The following is a 22,215-nucleotide window of genomic DNA, read 5'->3' as shown; positions in this document are numbered from 1 at the left end:
CTTGCCCAGGCCCGCTGTTTTGTCGCTGATCGGCAATTACTTGCTAAACATCAACGCCGTCATCATGAAATCGAGCCACCACACCATCAACGATGAAATGACCACCGTGCGCGTGGTGGCGCCGGACACGTCTTCCGGCGTCGGCTGTGCCTGGTACCCCTGGAACAGCGCGATGAAGGTCACCGCAATACCGAACACCAGGCTCTTGATGGTGCCATTGCCCACTTCTTTCCAGACATCCACGCCGCCCTGCATCTGCGACCAGAACGAGCCTTCATCGACGCCGATCAGCACCACGCCGACCAGGTAGCTGCCGATGATGCCGACGGCCGTGAAGATGGCGCCGAGGATCGGCATGGCGATCACGCCGGCCCAGAAACGGGGCGCCAGCACGCGCTGGATCGGGTTCACGGCCATCATTTCCATGGCCGACAATTGCTCGCCCGCCTTCATCAGGCCGATTTCCGCCGTCAGCGACGTGCCGGCGCGGCCGGCAAACAGCAGCGCCGTGACGACGGGGCCCAGTTCGCGCGTCAGCGACAGCGCCACCAGCAAGCCCAGCGACTGCTCGGCGCCATACGTGGTCAGCGTGTAATAGCCTTGCAAACCCAGCACCATGCCGACAAACAGGCCGGAGACGGCGGTAATCACCAAGGAGCGGTTACCGATAAAGAACAGTTGCTCAATCACCAAGCGCGGACGGCGCCACAGGCCGCCCGACGAGGCGATGATGATGAAAAACGAGCGCACGGCAAAGCCGAGGTCTTGTACCGAATTGCGCAACCATGCTCCGATCGCCGCCAGGAAACGCGCGATCATCGGCCGCCCCCCGCCTGCAAGCCCAGGTCGTCGGCCAGCGACTTGCCCGGGTAATGGAACGGTACGGGGCCATCGGCCTCGGCATTGACGAACTGCTTGACGTACGGATGCGTCGACACGGCCATCTCGGCCGGCGTGCCGTGCGCCACAATCTTGCCCGATGACAGAAAATAGACATAATCAGCGATGGCGAAACACTCCTTCACATCGTGCGATACCAGGATAGACGTGGAACCCAGCGCATCGTTCAGATTGCGGATCAAATTCGCCGTCACGCCCATGGAAATCGGGTCCAGGCCGGCGAACGGCTCGTCGTACATGATCAGTTCGGGGTCGAGCGCGATGGCGCGCGCCAGCGCGACGCGGCGGCCCATGCCGCCCGATATCTCGGCCGGCTTCAATTGCGCCGCATTGCGCAAGCCGACGGCGTGCAGCTTCATCAGCACCAGGGTGCGGATCAGCTCTTCATTCAAGTCCGTGTGTTCGCGCAGGGGGAACGCCACGTTCTCGAACGCCGTCAAGTCTGTAAACAAAGCGCCGTGCTGGAACAGCATGCCCATCTTGCGGCGCAGCTGATACAGCTCGTCGGTTCCCAGCGTATGCACGATCTGGCCGTCGACATTCACGGAACCGGAACTGGGACGCAGCTGCCCGCCGATCAGGCGCAATACGGTCGTCTTGCCACTGCCGGAGCCACCCATGACGGCCACAACTTTTCCACGTGGGAAATCCATTTGAAGGCCCGATAAAATCGAACGTTCTCCATAGGCAAAGTGTAAATCACGGATCTCAACAAGATTTGGCACGACGAAGCTCACTATTTTAATGGCGTATTGTAGTGCAGAAACGCCAACCTCTGCTGAGACACCCCTCGGGACAGCCCCGTAAAGGGGAAGAATACAACACTAATGAATCGAAAGTCAGATATTGTAGTGGAAATTTGGCCCGCACATCGCGTCCCTGTCCGGCGATGTTCACAGCGATTGACTTGACAAGTAAAAATAACAAGGGCCACGCCGCATTCCGCGCCGTGGCCCTGGCAAAAAACGACCAATTGCTCGTTAATTAGCGCGGCAGCAGGGAAGCCCCCATCAGGAACTCATCGACGGCGCGCGCGCACTGGCGCCCTTCGCGGATGGCCCACACCACCAGCGACTGGCCACGGCGCATGTCGCCGGCCGCAAACACCTTGGCCACCGAGGTCTGGTAGCAGCCGGCGCCGTCTGTTGTCGCCTTGACATTGCCGCGCGCATCCGTGTCGACGCCGAACGCTTCCAGCACCTGTTGTACAGGGGAAACAAAACCCATGGCCAGGAAGACCAGGTCCGCCTTCATCTCGAATTCCGAGTTCGGCACTTCGCTCATCTTGCCGTCTTTCCATTCGACACGGCAGGCGATCAGCTTTTCCACCTTGCCGCCCTTGCCTTCGAAACGCTTGGTGGCCACGGCCCAGTCGCGCTCGCAGCCTTCCTCGTGCGAGGACGAGGTGCGCAGCTTGGTCGGCCAGTACGGCCAGACCAGCGGCTTGTTTTCCTGTTCCGGCGGCTGCGGCATCAGTTCGAACTGGGCCACCGAGGCGGCGCCATGGCGGTTCGACGTGCCGACGCAGTCGGAACCCGTGTCGCCGCCGCCGATCACCACCACGTGCTTGCCCGTGGCCTTGATCTGGTCCTTGAGCTTGTCGCCCGCATTGACCTTGTTTTGCAGCGGCAGGAAATCCATGGCGAAATGCACGCCTTTCAGCTCGCGGCCCGGCACGGGCAAGTCGCGCGGCTGCTCGGCGCCGCCGGCCATGATGACGGCGTCGAATTCTTTTTCCAGGTCTTCCGGGAAAATGGTTTCCTTGGCCCAGTTGTTCACGTGGGCAGGGAAATCCTTGCCCACCAGTACGCTGGTACGGAACACCACGCCTTCGGCTTCCATCTGTTTCACGCGCAAGTCGATGTGCGACTTTTCCATCTTGAAGTCGGGGATGCCATAGCGCAACAAACCACCGACCCGGTCGCTCTTCTCGAACACGGTGACGGCATGGCCGGCGCGCGCCAGCTGCTGCGCCGCCGCCAGGCCGGCAGGGCCGGAACCGACGATGGCCACTTTCTTGCCGGTACTGAAGCCTGCCGGCTGCGGCGTGACCCAGCCGTGCTCCCAGCCCATGTCGATGATCTTGTGCTCGATGGACTTGATGCCGACCGGATCTTCGTGGATGCCCAGGGTACAGGCCGATTCGCACGGCGCCGGGCAGATGCGGCCCGTAAATTCCGGGAAGTTGTTGGTCGAATGCAAGATGTCGAGCGCTTCACGGTAAGCGCCGCGGTACACCAGGTCATTCCAGTCGGGAATGATGTTATTCACGGGACAACCCGTGGTGCAGAAGGGAATGCCGCAATCCATGCAGCGCGCGCCTTGCACGGTCGCTTGCGCGTCCGACAGGTGCAGCACGAATTCCTTGTAGTTCTTCAGACGCGCGGCAGGCTCCAGATAGTGTTCGTCCTGGCGCTTGAATTCCATGAAGCCGGTAATTTTACCCACGATGTTTCCTTTGTATTTGCTGGCTGGGAGCGGCCGGGCCGCTCCCTGTCATTGCTCTATGCGATTGATCTTGGCTGGCTCAGGCGGCGACGGCTTGGACTTCCATGGCGGCATCGGCAGCCATTTCAATCAGCGCACGCTTGTATTCGTTCGGGAAGACTTTCACGAACTTGCCGCGCGCCGCGGCCCAGTCGTCCAGCAAGACGCGGGCGCGGGTGCTGCCCGTGTGCTTGAAGTGACGCTCGATCAGGCGCTTGAGGATGACTTCATCCGCTTCCGGCACGCCATCGCGGTGCTGCGTATGCCAGGCGTCGCGGTCCAGATGCTGCTCCGCCGCGGAGACGACCTTGTCCAGGCTGACCATGGCCGTGTTGCACTTGCTGGCAAAGTCGCCCGCCGGGTCATACACATAGGCGATGCCGCCCGACATGCCGGCCGCGAAATTGCGGCCCGTGTTGCCCAGGACCACCACCGTGCCGCCGGTCATGTATTCGCAGCCATGGTCGCCCAGGCCCTCGACCACCGTGGTGGCGCCCGAGTTGCGCACGGCAAAGCGTTCGCCCGCCACGCCATTGAAGAAGGCTTCGCCAGCGATGGCGCCGTACAGCACCGTGTTGCCGATGATGATGTTGTCCACCGCCCAGCCACGGAATTCCGTATTCGGCCGCACGATGATGCGTCCGCCCGACAAGCCCTTGCCCACGTAATCGTTGCCCTCGCCCACCAGGTCGATGGTGATGCCGTGCGCCAGGAAGGCGCAGGCCGACTGGCCCGCCGTGCCTTGCAGCTGGATGTGGATGGTGTCGTCCGGCAAGCCGGCATGGCCGTATTTCTTCGCCACTTCGCCAGACAGCATGGTGCCCACCGTGCGGTTCAGGTTGCGCACGGGCGAGATGAAGGAGACGCGCTCGCCCTTTTCCAGCGCCGCGCGCGCTTGCGCGATCAGCTTGTGGTCCAGCGCCTTTTCCAGTGCATGGTCCTGGAATTCCACGTGGCGACAGGCCTGGCCATCCGGGGTTTCCGGCTTGTAGAAGATGGCCGAGAAGTCCAGTCCCTGCGCCTTCCAGTGCGAAATCGCCTTGGATTTATCGAGCAAGTCCACGCGGCCGATCAGCTCGTCGTACGTGCGGATGCCCAGCTGCGCCATCAATTGACGGGCTTCCTCGGCAACGAAGAAGAAGTAATTGACGACGTACTCGGGCTTGCCCGAAAACTTGGCGCGCAGCACCGGATCTTGCGTGGCCACGCCCACCGGGCACGTGTTCAAATGGCATTTGCGCATCATGATGCAGCCTTCGACCACCAGCGGCGCCGTAGCGAAGCCGATCTCGTCGGCGCCCAGCAGGGCGGCGATGACCACGTCGCGGCCCGTCTTCATCTGGCCATCGGCTTGCACGCGGATGCGGCTGCGCAAGCCGTTCAAGACCAGCGTTTGTTGCGTTTCAGCCAAGCCCAGCTCCCACGGCGTGCCCGCATGTTTCACGGACGACAGAGGCGAAGCGCCCGTGCCGCCGTCGTGGCCGGCGACGACCACGTGGTCGGCTTTTGCCTTCGTGACGCCGGCAGCCACCGTGCCGATGCCCACTTCCGACACCAGTTTCACGGAGATCGAAGCGCGCGGGTTGGCGTTCTTCAAGTCATGGATCAGCTGCGCCAGATCTTCGATCGAATAGATGTCGTGGTGCGGCGGCGGCGAAATCAAGCCCACGCCCGGCACGGAAAAGCGCAGGCTGGCGATGTATTCCGACACCTTATGGCCAGGCAACTGGCCGCCTTCGCCCGGTTTCGCGCCCTGCGCCATCTTGATCTGGATCTGGTCGGCCGAGTTCAGGTAGGCCGCCGTGACGCCGAAACGTCCCGACGCCACCTGCTTGATGCGCGAACGCATGGAATCGCCTTCCTGCAGCGGAATATCGACGACGATCTGCTCGGCGCCCACGACGGACGCCATGGTGTCGCCCTGGCGGATCGGGATGCCCTTCAATTCCTGCGTGTAGCGGTTCGGATCTTCGCCGCCTTCGCCCGTGTTCGACTTGCCGCCGATGCGGTTCATGGCCACGGCCAGGGTCGCATGCGCTTCCGTGCTGATGGAACCGAGCGACATGGCGCCCGTGGCGAAGCGCTTGACGATTTCCTTGGCCGGTTCCACTTCGTCGAGCGGGATCGCCTTGGTCGGGTCGAGCTTGAATTCGAACAAGCCGCGCAAGGTCAGGTGGCGACGGCTCTGGTCGTTGATGATTTGTGCATACTCTTTATAGCTGGAGAAATTGTTGCTGCGCGTGGAATGCTGCAATTTCGCAATCGCATCCGGCGTCCACATGTGGTCTTCGCCGCGCACGCGGAATGCGTATTCGCCGCCCGCGTCGAGCTTATCCACCAGCACGGGATCGTTGCCGAAAGCCAGCGCGTGCAGGCGCAGCGCTTCTTCCGCCACTTCAAACACGCCGATGCCTTCCACGTTCGAGGCCGTGCCCTTGAAGTATTTGTCCACCAGCGACTTGTTCAAGCCGATGGCTTCGAAGATTTGCGCGCCGCAGTACGACATATACGTGGAAATGCCCATCTTCGACATGACTTTCATCAAGCCTTTGCCCACTGCCTTGGTGTAGTTGTAGATGGCTTTGTCGCCCGACAAATCGCCCGGCAAGCCGTGCGCCATCTCGACCAGGGTTTCCATGGCCAGATACGGGTGGACGGCTTCCGCGCCGTAGCCAGCCAGCAAGGCAAAGTGGTGGGTTTCGCGGGCCGAGCCCGTTTCCACGACGAGACCGGTGGACGCGCGCAAGCCCTTGCTCACCAGGTGCTGGTGCACGGTGGAGGTGGCCAGCAGCGCGGGGATCGCCACCTGGTCGGCGCAAATGGCGCGGTCCGAGACGATCAGGATATTGTGGCCCGACTTGACGGCGTCGACGGCTTCCGCGCACAGCGAGGCCAGGCATGCTTCCACGCCTTCCTTGCCCCAGGCCAGCGGGTAGCAGATGTCCAGCTCGTACGACTTGAACTTGCCGCCCGTGTGGGCGCTGATGTTGCGCAAGCGGACCATGTCGTCAAAGCCCAGCACGGGCTGCGCCACTTCCAGGCGCATCGGCGGATTGACGTTGTTGGTATCGAGCAAGTTCGGTTTCGGGCCGATGAAGGACACGAGCGACATCACCATCGCTTCGCGGATCGGGTCGATCGGCGGGTTCGTCACTTGCGCGAACAGTTGCTTGAAGTAGTTATACAGCGGTTTGAGCTTGTTCGACATGACGGCCAGCGGCGAGTCATTGCCCATCGAGCCCGTCGCTTCTTCGCCGGCCACGGCCATAGGCGCCATGAGGAATTTCAAGTCTTCCTGCGTGTAGCCGAACGCCTGCTGGCGGTCCAGCAACGATGGCGGCTCTTTTTCGCCCTGGGCGCGGTCCTGTTTCGCCTGCCCTTCGGCCAGCTTGATCTCGTCGAGCTTGATGCGCACCGAGTTGATCCACGCTTTATACGGCTTGGCGTTGGCGTAGGTGTTTTTCAGTTCCTGGTCGTCGATGATGCGGCCCGCTTCCAGGTCGATCAAGAACATCTTGCCAGGCTGCAAGCGCCATTTCTGGATGATCTTCGACTCGGGAATCGGCAGCACGCCCGATTCCGACGCCATCACCACCAGGTCATCGTCCGTGACGATGTAGCGGGCCGGACGCAAGCCGTTGCGGTCCAGGGTGCCGCCGATGTGGCGGCCGTCCGTGAACGCCATGGCGGCGGGGCCGTCCCACGGTTCCATCATGGCCGCGTGGTATTCATAGAAGGCGCGGCGGTTGTCATCCATCGTCGTGTGGTTTTCCCACGCTTCCGGAATCATCATCATCATCGCCTGGGCGATCGGATAGCCGGCCATCAGCAGCAGTTCCAGCGCATTGTCGAAGCACGCCGTGTCGGACTGGCCTTCATAGATCAGCGGGAACAGCTTTTGCAGGTCGTCACCCAGCACGGCCGACTTCATCACGCCTTCGCGCGCGCGCATCCAGTTGAAGTTGCCTTTCACCGTGTTGATCTCGCCATTGTGGGCGATCAGGCGGTATGGGTGGGCCAGCGGCCATTCGGGGAAGGTATTCGTCGAGAAACGCTGGTGCACCAGGGCCAGGGCCGAGATGCAGCGCGCATCCTGCAAGTCCTTGTAGTACACGCCCACCTGGTCGGCCAGCAGCAGGCCTTTATACACGATGGTACGGGCCGACATCGACGGCACGAAGAATTCCTTGCCGTGCAGCAGTTTCAATGCCTGGATGGCGTGGCCCGACGATTTGCGGATCACATACAGTTTGCGCTCGAGCGCGTCGGTGACCATGATGTCCGGGCCGCGGCCGATGAAGATCTGGCGAATCACCGGTTCCTTGGCGCGCACGGTGGGCGACATCGGCATGTCCGTATCGATGGGCACGTTGCGCCAGCCCAGCACAACCTGGCCCTCGATGCGCACGGCGCGTTCGATTTCCTGCTCGCAAGCGATGCGCGATGCGTGTTCCTTCGGCAGGAAGACCATGCCCACGCCGTATTCGCCAGGCGGCGGCAATTCCACGCCCTGCTTGGCCATTTCTTCGCGGTAATACTGGTCGGGAATCTGGATCAGGATGCCGGCGCCATCGCCCATCAGCGCATCGGCGCCCACGGCGCCCCGGTGATCGAGGTTTTTCAGAATCAGCAAACCCTGTTCGACGATCGAATGGGTCTTGTTGCCCTTGATATGGGCGACGAAACCGACGCCGCAGGCATCGTGTTCATTGGCTGGGTCGTACAGGCCTTGCGCTTTCATGGGCTTCTCCGCTGCATATGACTATCGAAAAACTAGAGTAGTGCAACGCAACAAAAAACTCAACTACAACAATTAGGGTCGGAGTCGAATTAAATTCGATTCCGTCGCTCTAAAAATTTAATAGGGACATAGTCGAAGCAATTTCAATAAAAGCGCGGAAAGGAACCATTTTTTGTTTTAAATGCGAATGCTTTTTAATTAGCGGCCGCGTCGGCCACGATTTTGCGGGGACGGCCCCGCTTGGCAGGCAGCACTTGCCGCTGCATTTTCTGCTCCAGCGCCTGCTTGAAAGCGTTGGAACCCAGCGGCCAGCCCTTCAATACAGCCTGTTCCACCACTTTCACCTGGCTGCTGCCCAGGCCTTGCTCGAACAGGCGCAGATACGCCGCCTCGCGGTCGAACGGCGTATTGCCCAGCGCCCAGTACAGCGCATGGTCGGTGATGACGGGATCGGGACGCACGCCCGCATGGTGGGCATAGCTGGACCAGCTGTAATCGAGCGCCTGGCCCGCCAGGCCCGTTTGCACGGGCACGCATTCCAGGTAGCGGCAGCACGTGAGGAAGAAATTGTCGGGATCGATGACGGAAGTTTTGTAGCGTCCCTGCCACAAGGCACCTTCGCGGCCGTATTTCTGGTTGAAATACGGCACGTAATAGCGTCCCAGCCACTGCATCAGCTGCCCCAGGCCCGTCGCATCGGCCGGCGTGGCCAGTAAATGTAGCTGATCAGGCAATAAAACATAGGCGTGAATGGCCACCTTGAACATTTTCGCCCCCGTTTTCAGCCAGGACAGGAATTGCGCGTAGTCCGCCGCGTCCTGGAACACGGGCTGGCGGTTGCTGCCGCGCTGAATCACGTAATGGGGCAGTGCTGGAATGATGAGGCGGGGCAAACGGGCCATGGCAGAATCGGTAAAAAGAAGGCTAAGGCCTTGATTTTACACACTTGCGAGCGCAAGGCACGACTCTGACCCTGTTTTATTTGAAATGCGGAAAAAAGCGGTTGACTCCGTCCCTTTTATTGCGCCAGCCACTTGCGGGCGGCGCAACAAGGTCATCAGGACAGGTTGAAACTGGCCGACAGGCTGTAGCCTTCGCCATACGCGCTGCGCAGCGGCAAGTCCTGGCCCAGGCCCGTCTTGGCTTTCTTGCGCAAACGATACACGAGCATGTCGACCCGGCGGCCCGCATCGGGATCTTCGCCACCCATGCCGGCCACGATGACGTCGCGCGGCACGGGACGGGTATTAATGGTGAGCAAGTGCAGGAAGTTGAATTCCTTTTCCGTCAAGGCGATGACGGCGCCCATCAACTCAAGTTGGCGAGCGCTTACTTTCAACGTCCACTTGCCCGGCTCGGGTACGGGATCTTGCGGCCCCACGCGGCGGTCGAGCGCTTCGATGTGCGCCGCCAGTTCGGGGAATTTGATCGGCTTGGTCAGATAGTGGTCGGCACCCAGGCGCAAGCCCAGGATGCGGCTGTCGAAGGCGACACGCCCCGTCAACACCAGCACGCCGATTTGCGGATATAGCTGGCGCATGCGGGGGATGACGTTGAAGCCGTCTTCATCGGGCAAACCCAGGTCCAGTACGACCACGCCGACATTGCCATGGCTCAACGCCGTCCACATACCGCCAGCAGAGCTGGTGATATGGACTTCGTGTTCGAGCTCAACGAGGAACTCCGCCATGTCTTCGGCGTAGTCGAGATTGTCTTCGACGATCAGTATTTTCGTCATTGCTACGCCATTCTTCCGTTAGTGAGCACACCGAGGGCAAACCATGCCATGCACTTCTACACCATGATGGACGGCACAATAGGTTTACGTCAAGGAATTATCACGGTTGCCTTCAGCGGAAGCAAGGCTTTTCCTTGTCTAGACAGGAAGCGGCAGCCAAATGCGGAAAAGTGCCCCGCCTTCGGGCAGATTATGCCCCTGCAAACTCCCGCCATGCACGTCCACCACGGCGCGCGCCATGTACAGGCCCAGGCCCGCGCCCGGATGCGTGGCATTAGTTCCACGGCTTCCTTTTTCGAACAATTGCGCCAGTTCTTCTTCCCGCAAGCCGGGTCCCGCATCGCGCACGCACAGCGCCACGCCGCCCTCGGGCACCAGCCTGGCCGACAAGGTGATGACGCTGCCCGGCGGGCTGAACTTGACGGCGTTGTCCAACAATATTTTCAGGCACAGGGCCATGCCGGGCACGTCGCAACGCAGCCTGGCCGGCAAGTCTTCGTCGAGTTCCAGCTGCACGCGGTGGCTGACAGGCACGGTGGCGGCCGCCTGCTGCAGCAAGGCCAGCGGCGCGATGCCGTCGGCGGCCCGCTCGCGGCCGATGGCCGCCATGCGTTCGGGCGACAAATAGTCGTCGATCATGCCCAACAAACGGTCGACGGCCGTCTGGATTTTCACGTAGCGCTTGCGCGTGGCCTCGTCCGCCTCGGTGGACGTCGAAACGAGACGCTGGATGGCGCCGTCGATGGTGGCCAGCGGCGTGCGGAATTCGTGCGACAGCATCGAGGCGAAGCGCTTCTGCTCCTTTTCCCGCTCGGCTTCCTGCGCCTGCGCAGCGCTGACGTCGCGCAAGGTACCCGCCAGGGTCACGCCCCGCCCTGCCGCCGCGGGCACGATGGTGGAATGGATTTCCAGGGCCAGCAGGTGGCCGTCGGCGTGCGGCAATTCCACTTCGCGCAACAGGGTCAAACGGCTGGCGTCACCGTCGCGCCAGCGCTGCAGCCGGGCCGGCACGTCCGCCGCCAGCTGCGCCGCGTGCGCGCGCAAGGCGGGCAAGTCGTATCCCGTCAGGCGCTGCGCGGCGGGGCTGATATAGATCAATTCGAGGGTGGCGGCATCGAGCAGGAAGGCCGCGTCGCGGCCGTGTTCGGCCAGCAGGCGGAACTGCGCTTCGCCCGCCCGCGCGCGCAGCAGGGCGCGGCGCAACTGGACGAAGCGCAGCGCCATGAGGATGGCGCCGGCCAGCAGCAATACAAGAAAGGGCAGGAAGGGCAGCATGCGTTATACCTGGCAAGAAAGAATCGCCAAGTATAAGCGTGCGGCAACGTTAATCTTCCAGCGGGGCGAAAATCTGCTGCAAGTCTTCCTGCGTGAGGGCCATCTTTTGCGATTCGCCTTCGGCCAGGATCGATTGCGCCAGCTCCGATTTCTTTTGCTGCAGCAGCTGGATTTTTTCTTCCAGCGTGCCCTTGGCGATCAATTTGTAGACGAACACGGGCTTGTCCTGGCCGATGCGCCAGGCGCGGTCCGTGGCCTGGTTTTCCGCCGCCGGATTCCACCACGGGTCGTAGTGGATGACCGTGTCGGCCGCCGTCAGGTTCAGGCCCACGCCGCCCGCTTTCAGGCTGATCAGGAAGATCGGCACGGCACCCTGCTGGAAGGCCGCCACTTGCGCGCCCCGGTCCTTCGTTTCACCCGTCAGCAAGGCGTAGGGGATGTCGCGCGATTCCAGTTCTTCCTCGATCAATTCCAGCATGCTGGTAAATTGCGAGAAGACGAGAATCTTGCGCCCTTCGTCGAGCAAGTCTTCCACCATCTGCATCAGGTCGAGCAGCTTGGCCGAACCGGCCGATTGCTTCTTCGCCGGCAAGGATTTCACGAGGCGGGGGTCGCAGCACACTTGCCGCAGTTTCAGCAGCGCTTCGAGGATGACGATCTGGCTGCGCGCCACGCCCTTCTTGTCGATTTCTTCGCGTACTTTTTGATCCATCGCAAGACGCACGGTTTCATACAGGTCGCGCTGCGGCCCCGTCAATTCCACCTTGCGCACCATTTCCGTTTTCGGCGGCAATTCCTTGGCCACATTGTCCTTCGTGCGGCGCAGCAGGAAAGGCTTGATGCGGCGATTCAGGAGCATGCGGCGCAGCGGGTCATCCTGGCGCTCGATCGGATGGCGGAACTGGGTGTTGAAGGTCTTTTCGTCGCCAAGCAAGCCCGGCAGCAGGAAGTGGAATTGCGACCACAGCTCGCCCAGGTGATTTTCCAGCGGCGTGCCGGACAGGCACAGGCGGTGGCGCGCGCGCAGCAGGCCCGCGCTTTGCGCCGCCTTGCTGCGCGTATTCTTGATGTAGTGCGATTCGTCGAGGATGACGAGGTGGAAATCATGCTCGCGCAAGGTTTCCTCATCGCGCGGCAACAGGGCGTAGGTGGTCAGCACCAGGTCGCATTGGTCGATCTGGTCGAACTGCTGGGCGCGGTCCTTGCCTTGCAGCAGCAATACCTTCAAGCCGGGCGCAAATTTTGCCGCCTCGTCCTGCCAGTTGCCCATCAAACTCGTCGGTGCAATCACCAGCGCCGGATGCGTCAAACGGCCCGCCTCCTTTTCCACCAGGATATGCGCCAGGGTTTGCACGGTTTTTCCTAAGCCCATGTCATCGGCCAGGATGCCGGCCAGGTCGTGGTCGCGCAGGAATTGCATCCACGCCAGGCCATCGGCCTGGTAATCGCGCAGGGTCGCCTGCAGGCCGGCTGGTGCCGCCACTTTTTGCACGGCGCCGAACTGGCTCAGCTTGCGGCCCATGGCGCGCAGCTGCTCGCCGCCCGTCCACTGCATGTCCAGGCCGCGCGCCAGCTCCTCCAGGCGCGCCGCGTCCAGGGTCGACATGCGCACGGCATGTTTGATCTTGTCGCTGAAATACAGTTCCCCCAGCGTGTTCAGGATGGGGCGCACCCTGCCCCACGGCAGGGCCACGCGCGTGCCGTCCGACAAGGTCGCCAGCATCTGGTCATCGTCCGCATGCGCTTCGATGACTTTCGGGTTGAAATCGTTGGGCGCGTTGCGGATCAGCTGTACCAGCACGGGCAGCAGCGGCACGCGCTCGTGGTTGACGACGATGCCCAGTTCCAGCTCGAACCAGGCGTTGCCGCTGTCCGGGTCCTGGTCGTCGATTTCCGCGTACCAGTCGCCCACGTCGCTCACGTCGTAGCGGTACTTGGCCGTCTTTTCCACGATCCAGCCCTGCGCCAGCAAGGCGTCGATGCCGGACTCGGCAAAACGCAGCCATTCCGCCTGGGAAGGCAGCTGCAAGGCGCCCTTCAAGCCGCTCAAGGGGGCGGAGCCCGGCTTCTTGAATTGCAGCTCGGCCAACGTCGCCAGCGCGCGCGCTTCATCGACCGTGTTTCTCTGGATAATTTCCGTCACATCGCCCACTTGCCGCACCACGCGCTGCGACGGGTCGAACGAGACTCTTTCGCCATCGTAGTCATAGGACAGCACGGCGAAGTCGCTCCAGCGCTGCGCGCCGCCATCGGCCAGCATGGCGCTATCGAGCAGCAAGACCGGTTGCGCCGGCACATCCTTGCGCAAGCGCTGCGGCAACGGTTGCGGCAGCGGCATCAAATGCTGCAAGCCCTGCGCCAGCAGCAGTTGCGACACGCGCACCTTGTCGTTCGCGTTCAGGGGCGGCGCCTGCGCCACCAGCGCCTGCAAGTCGGCCAGGGAAATGTCGGAGCCGCCCTGGTTCAGTTCCAGCACGCCGCACGACAGGTTATCGATGTACCACGGCGGATCCGTGGGCAGCATGTAGTCGATCTGGTCGGCGCCATGGTGCTTCGCGCCTTCCGGCGGGTCCACTTGCCAGCCCAGGCGCATGGTCTTGCCTTCGTCGCGCCAGAACAGGCGCGCGGGACGCACGGGACCTTCCTTCAACGGGTACACGAGGCCATTGCCGACGTCGGCCCAGGAATTGGCCCACAACAATTTATCCTGCTCGGCCAGCATTTTCAGCAGGGCCGCGCCCACCTTGCCCTTCGGCTCCGTGGCGCTGCCCGTCTGCGAATTCTGCCCGCTGCGCATGGCCACGAAGAAACGCACGAGGTCTTCGTCGGCTGGCGTCAAAAACGTGGGGGGCGCCGACAGCAGGGAAAATATTTCACTGATGGGGGACGCCGCCGCCACGTCGCCATTCGGCCGCAGCCGCGCCTTGTACAGGCACAGGGCCACGTGGCGGCCACCGCTGGTGGGCGCCAGCACGTAGATCAATCGATGCTGGTTGAGTTTGGGGTCCGGTTCGGCAATGCTCAGCACGGCTTTCGGATGGGCGGCTGCCTCCACCCGCTGCAGCCAGGTGGCGACGGCATACGGCAAAGGCGCTCCCGGCGCGCTGGCCGGGGCAACTGGGGTTTCACTGGTTTCGTCGCGGGTAAAATCCATGGGGCGCATTTTTGTGTAAAGGTCGTATCCAAATCGGCAACAGGCAATATTATCCGCCATACAGCCGTTGCTGGCTTGATTCACACACGCTCTTTGAGCAGTTTTAATGCGCGATGCCTAAAAAATAAGTATTTAATACGACACTTGGGACCCGCAGATGGCAAAAAAGGCCCGTCATGGGCCTTTTTTGCCGCCGTTGACCCGCTTATCAGGCCGACACAGTTTCTTCTTCTGCCACGTTGACGGCTTCGACGAGCGGAGCGGTGCTCGTATCGGCCGGCGTAAAGTTGCGCAAAAACAAGAAGAACTGGCCCATCATCTGCGTCCACAGTTGCAGATTGATATTCAGGTACTCGCGGCTGACGCCGCCGGCGACCAGCACATCCATTTCCAGCACGACGAAATCGCCATGCTGGGCCACGCGGGCAAAACGCTTGCTGCGGTGCCATTCGGCCAGCAAGCCGGCCGGCAAGTCGCCGCCCTGCACGCGCAGCGGGCAGCTCAGGGTCAGATCCGCATACTGGCCAGGCGATGCTTCATTGCCCCACAGCACTTGAAAGCCGATGCCATGGCTGGCGCTGTGCAGGCGCACGACACCGTCGTGTTCGATGCTGGTGACGGCGCAGCCGGCCGCCTTGATGGCCTCGGCCGTTTGTTCCGCATTCAGGGTGGTCAGCAAGCTATTCGTGTTTTCCATCGTCATTCCATTCATTTCAAAAAGTAAAATTATTGGGGGGCCGGCGCGGGGGCGGCCGGCGTTGCTGCCGCTTCGGTTTGACGCGCATCAAAGCGCCCCTGGTACAGCTGGTCGCCGTACTGCTGGGCAATCTGTTCGAGTTTCACCCGGCTTTGCGCGGCGAACGGCTGGCGTGCCTTCATGACGTCCAGCACGTCGAGCCCTTCATACGCTTGCAGGATTTCCTGCCCGGCCGCATACAGCTGGGCATTCTTGCTTTCGCAGCGCGCCAGGGCGCCCCGCTGCGACGCCACTTCGCCGTCGAGGCGCGCGCGCTCCGCTTCCAGCTGCTTGCCCGTGGCGGCCAGCTGTTCGCTGGCCTGGCGGTACTGCGCCAGGCTGGCGCTTGCCTCTTGCGCGGCGGCGGCGCTGCGCTGTTGCTGCTCGCCCAGTTTTTCCCGTTGCGCGCGCTCCTGCGCCAGTTGCGACTGGCTGCGCGCCAGTTCCTTTTTCAAGCCATCGCTGGCAGGCGCGGCGACGGGCGCCGCCTTGGCGGCAGGTGCGCCCTTGGCTTTCAGCAATTCCAGCTCGCCGCGCGTCTGCTGCAGTTGCGCCGTGACATTGCGCAACTCGGCGCGCAGGCGCTCTTCCATGCTCTGGCCCTTCTGTCCCTGCGCCTGGGCCGTGCCGGCGGCCAGCAAGCTCAGCAACAGTAGCGGCACGCGCATTTTGTTGGATATCAACATCATGGCTCCTTAAAAACGCGCGTTCAATTCGATTTGCAGGGTGTCGATCGACAGTGCCGAACCGAACACTTCGCGGCTCGACGTCCAGCGGCCGTTCAGCCAGGTATTCTTGTCGAGCGCATACGCGCCGCCCAGGTAGTAGCCGCGCGCATTCGTGCCGCCCAGGTGGAAGGTGGAATCGTTGTAAGCGTCAGGCAAGGCATCCGGTTCGATGCGCTTGTAGCCCAGCAAAACGTTCCAGTCGCCGCGCGCCGCCGGATTCGCCTTGCCCAGGGTCGCCTGCAGCATGTAGGCATTGCCGCCGCTCCGGAAATCGGCTTGCGACACGCCGCCCGTGCCGCCGAAATTGTTCATGATGCCGCCCTTGGCGCGCGCCCACATTTCGTTCTTGTCGTAGGCCATGTTGCGCACATAATCGCCTTCGATGCGCAAATCCGTGCCGCCGGCCACCTTGCTATCCCAGCGCGCATTCAGGTTGGCCAGGCGGAATTTCGACGCCAGGCCCACGAATTGCGGCTGCGGCGTGTTCGCCGGGTCCAGCGGGTTCAGGGCGATATTGCGCAACAGCATCAAACTGTTGCCCTTTTGCATGCTCGATGGACGCGACCAGTCCGTGTTGCAGCCATCGGCGCCCGCGTACAGCGCGCACGGCTGCGAATACTCGCCGCTGATGTTGCGGAAGTTGTAGTAGGCCAGCGCGCCGCGCAATTGGTGGTCGCTATTGATCTTCCACGACGCGCCCACTTGCGCGCCCAGCAGCCATTTGTTTTCGCTGGACATTTTTGTCTGGCTGCGGCTAGGCGCATTGTCGGACGAATACTCGAGCGGAATCAGGCCCAGGGTGCCGAACACGGTGACGTCCTTGCTGTCGCCCACCGGTTGCTGCACCTTGGCGGCGATGCCGTCGAAATTGAGTTCGCTGGAAAACAATTCATCACTGGAAACAAACGGATTGTCGAAGCGGCCCGCCGTCAGTTTCAGCCAGGAAGCGGGCTGGTAGGACAGCCAGGCCTGGTCCAGCCAGATGTTTTTCTTGCCCAGACCGCCGCCCAGGGTTTGCGTGGTGGACACGGGGCTGTCATCGTTGCCGCTGGCCAGGCGGATGCCTGCTTGCGTGCTGTCGGAAATGTCGGCCAGGATGCCCAGGCGGGCGCGCGCGCGCAGCAAGTGCTTGCGGTCTTCGCGCGTGTTCAGCAACGCTGGCAAGGCCAGGTTGGTGTTCGAATTGACGTCGTAGCCGCCGCCGCTGTTGAGCGAGCGCCAGTCGATCTCGATATTGCTGTTGGCCATGTCGTAATAGCGCGATTCGTAGCGCGCGCGCACGTCGCCTTCCACGCGGATGCGCTTGGTCCAGGCCGGCGTCTCATTCGGCGCCGCCCAGCCGCCCGCCTTCGCCTCGGCCAACACTTGTCCCTTGATTTCGTCGCGGATCTGCTCGCGCACGGTTTGCGAAATATACGGCACGCGCACGTCACCCGGCTGCACCTGCGCCAGGGCCGCCGGCGCGGCAGCAGGACGCGCTTGCGCGGCGGCCAGCGCTTCGCTTTGCGCCTGCGCCAGCAGCGCTTCGCCGGCATCCTTGTTGAGGGCGCCGCTCTGGATCAGGCCGCGGATCAGTTTGACCATGGTGCTATCGGCCGGTGCTTGCGCTTGCACGGCGCTCGCTGCCACGCTCAGGGCCAGGGCAGCGAGCGCCAGCGGAAGGCGGCGCAGGCGTTGTGGGGAAGAAAATAAGGAATTCATTGTTTCTCTCGAAAAAAATTAATATGAATTGGGGCGCTATGGCCGGCGGCCTTTAATGGAAACGCGGGCCGGGAAACGCAGGGACACCGGCGGCCGCTCGTCGGCGCGGAAGTCGCGCACCATGGCCAGCACTTGCTCATCCGTCTGCGCATTGCCCGTGCCTTGCACCAGCTGCACTTTCGTCGTCCTGCCTTCCGTATCGAGCCACAGGTCGACGCGGATATCGGCAAACGCCAGCTGGCGCGTGCGCGGATCGCGGGCAAAGGCCAGCTGCAGCGCGTTGGCGACATAGCGGCCATACGATCCCGCGCCGAGTCCGCCGCCACCGCCACCGCCCGTCATGCCGCCGCCGCGTCCGGCCTGGATGCCGAAGGCGTCGCTGCCGGCCTGCGCCGCGCCATCGATGGTGACTGGGTCGCCCTTGTCCGGCGACGGGCTTTCCGGCGCGTCATCCATGGGCTTGTCGGCCGGCGTCGGTTCCGGCTCCGACACTTCCGGCACCACCTTGTCGGGCGTCGGTTCCGGCAGTTTTTCCGGTTCCGGCGGCGGTGGCGGCGGAGGGGGCAGCATCAGCATCGGCGGGGCCGCCACTTCGCGCTTGGTCGCGGCCGTGTCCGACAGCAAATACCAGACCAGCGCGGCCAGCGCACCGGCCAGCAGCGCGCCGCCGGCCACGCCGCCCCAGCGGCGCCACCACTGCGCCGCGCCCGACGGTTCCGAGGCAGCCATCTTCATCATGTCGTCACGCTTCACCTTGCGCTCCTCATGCCGGCTTGCCGGTCACCAGGCCCACCTGGTTCAGGTCTATGCGGCGCAGCAAGTCCAGCACTTCGACCACTTTCGCGTATTGCACGGCGGCATCACCGCGCACGATCACGGGGAAGTCGGGCGTCAGGGCCTTTTCCGTGCGCAAGCGCTCTTCCAGCTCGGGCAAGGTGACGGGATAGGCGTCGAGGAAGACCTGGCCCGCGTTGTCGATGGTGATGGCCTTGGTCTTCGGTTTTTCCAGCGCCATGGCCGAACTGGCCTTGGGCAGGTCGACCTTGATGCCGGGAATGCTGGCATTGCTGGTCAGGATGAAGATCACCAGCACCACCAGCAGCACGTCGACGAAGGGCGTGATGTTGATGCCGCCGCTACGCTTGCGGGGGGTAAACTTGGCGGAGGTGGCCATGGTTATGCGCCCCTCACGCCTGTTGCAGCACGGGACGCATCTGGCGTCCATCGCCCTGCTCTTCAGCCAGACGCGTGGCGAATTCGTCGACGAAGACGGCCATATCGGCGACGATGGCGTCAGAACGCGACGACAGCCAGTTGTAGCCGAACAGGGCGGGAATCGCCACGCCCAGGCCCGCAGCCGTACACAACAGCGCCGCCGCCATGCCCGGCGCCACCGAGTTGATGTCCACGGCGCCGGCCATGGCCGCCACGACGAACACCAGCATGATGCCGATCACGGTGCCGAACAGGCCGACGTACGGCGCGCCTTCGATGGTGGTCGAGAGCCAGATCATGCGTTTCGACATGCGCTCGCTTTCGCGCACCATCACGCCATCCATGGCGGCGCGGATGGCGCCGATCGTCGCGTTGGACACGGCGTTCAAGTCGTAGCCGCGGTCGTGGCGGCGGCGCATCTCGTCGATGGCCACGTCATACAGGCGCCACAGCGAGGAATCCGTCTTCACGGAAGTGCTCAGCTTGCCGTTGCGCGCCAGGTGGTCCAGCGGCGCGCCGGCCGCTTCGTGGAACGACTGCATGAATTGCGCATTGGCGCGCGAGATGGCGCCATAGCTGCGGCCCTTGCCGATCATGATGATCCACGACAAGACCATCATCAGGCCCAGCACGCCGACGACGATCCACGCGTCGAGCGGCATGGCGGCGATGATGAAGCCGAAATGGCTCTTGCCGGCCTGCTGTTCGTCGGCGCCAAACACGGCCAGGCGCGATTCGGAACCTTGCGAGACGGCGTCGGCCAGCAGCAGGGCGTCGGGACGGGCCGTGCGCGACAGGCGCAGCTCGTCGATGGCGCCCGTGAAGTTGTTCAGGGTGGCGGTGCCGGAAGCGACCGGCGCCGCATCGGCGCCCACCGACGCGGCGCCGGTGAAGGCTGGCAGCGCGGTGGCCAGCGACACGGCCGGACGGCCGCCCACGTACAGGGCCACGTTGGCTTTATCGGCTTTCACAGCCAGGTGCGACCATTGCGCAGCCTGGATCGGTTGGCCGGGCTTGCTGCGCTGGCCATTCACCTGCACGAAAGGCACGCCCTGGTCGACGCCGATCAGCAATTCGTTGGCGCCATCGCGGCGCGCATACAGCACTTGCTGCGGGCCCAGGTTGTCGGGACGCACCCAGGCGGAAAAGGTGAAGGGCGCGCCGGCGGCCAGCGCCAGCGAAGGCGAGGCAGGCAGCATCAGCGGTGCCGTACCCAGGCGGGCGCCGGCGCCGATGACGGAACCGTCCAGCGCCGGCACGGCCGTCTGGGCATGGTTGCCGTAGGCGGTGCTGTCGCGCGAAGGCACGCCAGGCTCGGTGAAGTGGTACACGAGGCTGTAATCGGGGTCGAAGGTGCGCTGGCCGTTGCCGGAAGCGGGCGCCTTCGGATTGCCGTAGTACATCCACAGCTGCTGCGGCGTGCCGGCCGTCAGGGCCGGTACGTCGACCCAGATCAGGGCGATGCCCAGGAGCGGGTTGAACTGTTCGATCTGGTGGTTCAGCACCGTCTTGTCGTCGCCCGCCACGAAGCGCAGGTCGGCGCCGTTGTCGCTGACGCCTTCGAAGTTGAAGTTACCAGAATGCAAGCGCAGCAGCACGGGAATGCGGCCGGGATCGCCGCCCACGGCGCCCGCCTTCGGGCCGGCGTCGACGGTGACGGGTTTGCGGTAAGCCCAGTCGGGCTGCCACCAGGCATGCGCCAGGCCGGGAACGAGCGTGCCCAGGATCGTGAGCAGGAATAAGAGACGTCGAAAACATTGCATGACAGTGATTCTCCGAAGAAAAGTCTAAAAAAGTGCAGTGCTGGTGAGCTGGCCCGTCAGTAGCTGGCCGACAGGTTGAAATTGATGCGGCGCACGTGTTTGTGCGTGCGCGGGCCATCGCGCAGCGGGTAAGCGAAATCGATGCGGCCATTCAGGTAGCGCAGGAACTGGAAGCTGCTGCCCACGCCCACGGAGGCCAGGCCGAACAGGTCTTTCTGCTCGATCATCGGATCGCGCAGACGCAGGCGCGCGCCATCGGCAAAGGCAAACAGGCGCCAGTTTTCCAGGCGGCTGAAATACGTCAGCTGGGGCGTGCGCCATTCGACGGTGCCCGAGACGCCATAGTCGCCCGTCGCTTCGGCCGACAGATAGCCGCGCACGGAATTGGCGCCGCCGGCGGCCATCTGCTCGCCCGACACGAGCGCCGCGTCGGCCAGCTGGCCCGACATGCGCCCGTGCAGCTGCGCGCCGCTGCCCAGGGTGTAGGTGGCGTTGGCGTCGCCCTTCAGCACGAGGAAGCTGGGCGAAGCCTTGTAGCGCTTGTTGTCGTAGGCGGCGCTGTCGCTGCCGTAGCCGAACGCGGCGCGCGTGCCGGCCACCAGCGACAGGCCCAGGCCGTAGGTCGCCGCATCCGTCTGCGCAAAGCCGTTATACGACACGCTCAGGGGCACGTACTTGAGCGGAATATTGCTGCCCGTGCCATTGAGCTTCAAGGCTTCCTGGTTATCCTTGAAATCGATGCCGGCAGAAAAGCTGTGCCACCAGATGCCGCTGTTGGGCACCGTGTAGTTGACTTTCATGCCCAGCGCGTGGCCCTTGCCCAGCACGCTGGTGCCGCCCGTGCTGGCCACGTTGCTGTTCGACTGGTAGCCGGTCGCTTCCACGCTCCAGCCCTGCGTGCCGATCGGTGCCACGTACGAGGCGGACCACACCTTGGTCTGGCTCAGGTCGCCCGGCGTGCCGAAAAAGCTGATGGTGGCGCTATGTCCCATCTGCCACAGATTGTCGTGACCGACCGACATGCTGCTGCGTAGCTTCTTGGTATCGGCGCTGTAATCGTTGTTCAAGCCGACGCTGGCGCGCCACGGGCTGCTGTCCTCGACCTTCAAGTCCACGTCCATGGTGCCGGGCAGGCTGCCCTGCTTGACCAGCGGCATCACCTGGCGCTTGGGACCGCGGTTCAGGGCCGTCAGCTCCACTTGCGCCTGCGTGAAGTCGGGCACCTTGCCTTCCGTCAGGGCCGGCACTTGCTGGCGCACGTCGAGCGGCGAGTTGTATTGCGCGCCGACGACGCGCAAGCGTCCCACCTTCGTTTCGCTCACCTGCAGCACCACCACGCCCTGCTCCACCTGCTGCTCCGGCAAGTCCACGTAGACGGACTGGTAGCCGCGGGCTTGATATGCCGCAACGAGGGCGTCGCGCGCCCCTTCCACGTCCTTCAGGGTGCGGCCCGGCCCCAGGAAGGGCGTCACCGCCTCTTCGATGGCACGCGCATTGAGCACGGTATTGCCGCGCACCAGGTATTCCTCGATCGTCACCTGCCGTTCCGGCGCGGCCACAGGAGCGGCCGCCGGGACCGCGTCCTGCGCGCGCGCCATGCCGGGCAGCGCCAGCATGGCCAGGCACAGCATCGTCAAGGCGGTTGCAGGCGCCGCTGGCGGCACGCCCCTGCCCTTGGTTGTCATTTCACGCATCTTCCATTCACCTTAAAATCAAACGGTTGCCCTGTGTTGCGGCGCTGGGCCGGCGTATTTTTGTTGCTAATGCTGATCTACTG

General features: G+C 63.2%; 15 protein-coding genes. All 15 read right to left on the bottom strand.

The features are described 5' to 3' along the window. Nucleotides 1-36: 36 nt before the first annotated feature. Entirely contained in the window at nt 37-819 is a 783-nt protein-coding gene (mlaE, locus tag VPH40_RS26980) for a lipid asymmetry maintenance ABC transporter permease subunit MlaE (RefSeq protein WP_034780952.1), read from the bottom strand. Further along, nucleotides 816-1,625, bottom strand: coding sequence for an ABC transporter ATP-binding protein (locus VPH40_RS26975; protein WP_034753922.1), 810 nt, complete (start codon nt 1,623-1,625; stop codon nt 816-818). The genes mlaE and VPH40_RS26975 overlap by 4 nt, the downstream gene beginning before the upstream one ends. A gap of 259 nt (nt 1,626-1,884) precedes the next feature. Beyond that, nucleotides 1,885-3,348: a glutamate synthase subunit beta gene (locus VPH40_RS26970; protein WP_070257787.1), complete on the bottom strand. Its 1,464-nt coding sequence runs from the start codon at nt 3,346-3,348 to the stop codon at nt 1,885-1,887. A gap of 79 nt (nt 3,349-3,427) precedes the next feature. Further along, entirely contained in the window at nt 3,428-8,128 is a 4,701-nt protein-coding gene (locus VPH40_RS26965) for a glutamate synthase-related protein (RefSeq protein ID WP_328574961.1), read from the bottom strand. Between the two features lie 194 nt (nt 8,129-8,322). After that, nucleotides 8,323-9,030 (bottom strand): transposase, encoded by a 708-nt coding sequence (locus VPH40_RS26960; RefSeq protein WP_328574960.1) that lies wholly within the window; start codon nt 9,028-9,030, stop codon nt 8,323-8,325. A gap of 155 nt (nt 9,031-9,185) precedes the next feature. Further along, nucleotides 9,186-9,866, bottom strand: coding sequence for a response regulator transcription factor (locus VPH40_RS26955; protein WP_034753797.1), 681 nt, complete (start codon nt 9,864-9,866; stop codon nt 9,186-9,188). A gap of 138 nt (nt 9,867-10,004) precedes the next feature. Next, nucleotides 10,005-11,141: a PAS domain-containing sensor histidine kinase gene (locus tag VPH40_RS26950; protein WP_328574959.1), complete on the bottom strand. Its 1,137-nt coding sequence runs from the start codon at nt 11,139-11,141 to the stop codon at nt 10,005-10,007. Nucleotides 11,142-11,190: 49 nt separating this feature from the next. Continuing rightward, nucleotides 11,191-14,295 carry a DEAD/DEAH box helicase gene (locus VPH40_RS26945; RefSeq protein WP_251351534.1) on the bottom strand — a complete coding sequence of 1,035 codons (3,105 nt, stop codon included), beginning with the start codon at nt 14,293-14,295 and terminating at the stop codon, nt 11,191-11,193. Nucleotides 14,296-14,503: 208 nt separating this feature from the next. Next, nucleotides 14,504-14,992: a YbjN domain-containing protein gene (locus VPH40_RS26940; protein ID WP_251351533.1), complete on the bottom strand. Its 489-nt coding sequence runs from the start codon at nt 14,990-14,992 to the stop codon at nt 14,504-14,506. Nucleotides 14,993-15,021: 29 nt separating this feature from the next. Continuing rightward, nucleotides 15,022-15,717 carry a hypothetical protein gene (locus VPH40_RS26935; RefSeq protein WP_289907039.1) on the bottom strand — a complete coding sequence of 232 codons (696 nt, stop codon included), beginning with the start codon at nt 15,715-15,717 and terminating at the stop codon, nt 15,022-15,024. 9 nt (nt 15,718-15,726) lie between these two features. Beyond that, entirely contained in the window at nt 15,727-17,460 is a 1,734-nt protein-coding gene (locus VPH40_RS26930) for a putative porin (RefSeq protein ID WP_328574958.1), read from the bottom strand. Between the two features lie 36 nt (nt 17,461-17,496). Continuing rightward, nucleotides 17,497-18,213, bottom strand: coding sequence for an energy transducer TonB family protein (locus VPH40_RS26925; protein ID WP_328574957.1), 717 nt, complete (start codon nt 18,211-18,213; stop codon nt 17,497-17,499). Between the two features lie 10 nt (nt 18,214-18,223). After that, nucleotides 18,224-18,634 (bottom strand): ExbD/TolR family protein, encoded by a 411-nt coding sequence (locus VPH40_RS26920; protein WP_034753784.1) that lies wholly within the window; start codon nt 18,632-18,634, stop codon nt 18,224-18,226. A 13-nt stretch (nt 18,635-18,647) separates the two neighbouring features. Next, nucleotides 18,648-20,438: a DUF2341 domain-containing protein gene (locus VPH40_RS26915; protein WP_328574956.1), complete on the bottom strand. Its 1,791-nt coding sequence runs from the start codon at nt 20,436-20,438 to the stop codon at nt 18,648-18,650. 56 nt (nt 20,439-20,494) lie between these two features. Beyond that, on the bottom strand, nt 20,495-22,132 hold the full coding sequence (locus tag VPH40_RS26910) for a ShlB/FhaC/HecB family hemolysin secretion/activation protein (protein ID WP_328574955.1): 1,638 nt from the start codon (nt 22,130-22,132) through the stop codon (nt 20,495-20,497). Between the last annotated feature and the right edge of the window lie 83 nt (nt 22,133-22,215).

The organism is Janthinobacterium sp. P210005, assembly GCF_036231865.1.
GTDB classification, from domain to species: domain Bacteria; phylum Pseudomonadota; class Gammaproteobacteria; order Burkholderiales; family Burkholderiaceae_D; genus Janthinobacterium; species Janthinobacterium kumbetense.
The sequence above is the reverse complement of the archived record's forward strand: the minus strand, read 5'-3'. Positions and strand labels throughout refer to the sequence as shown.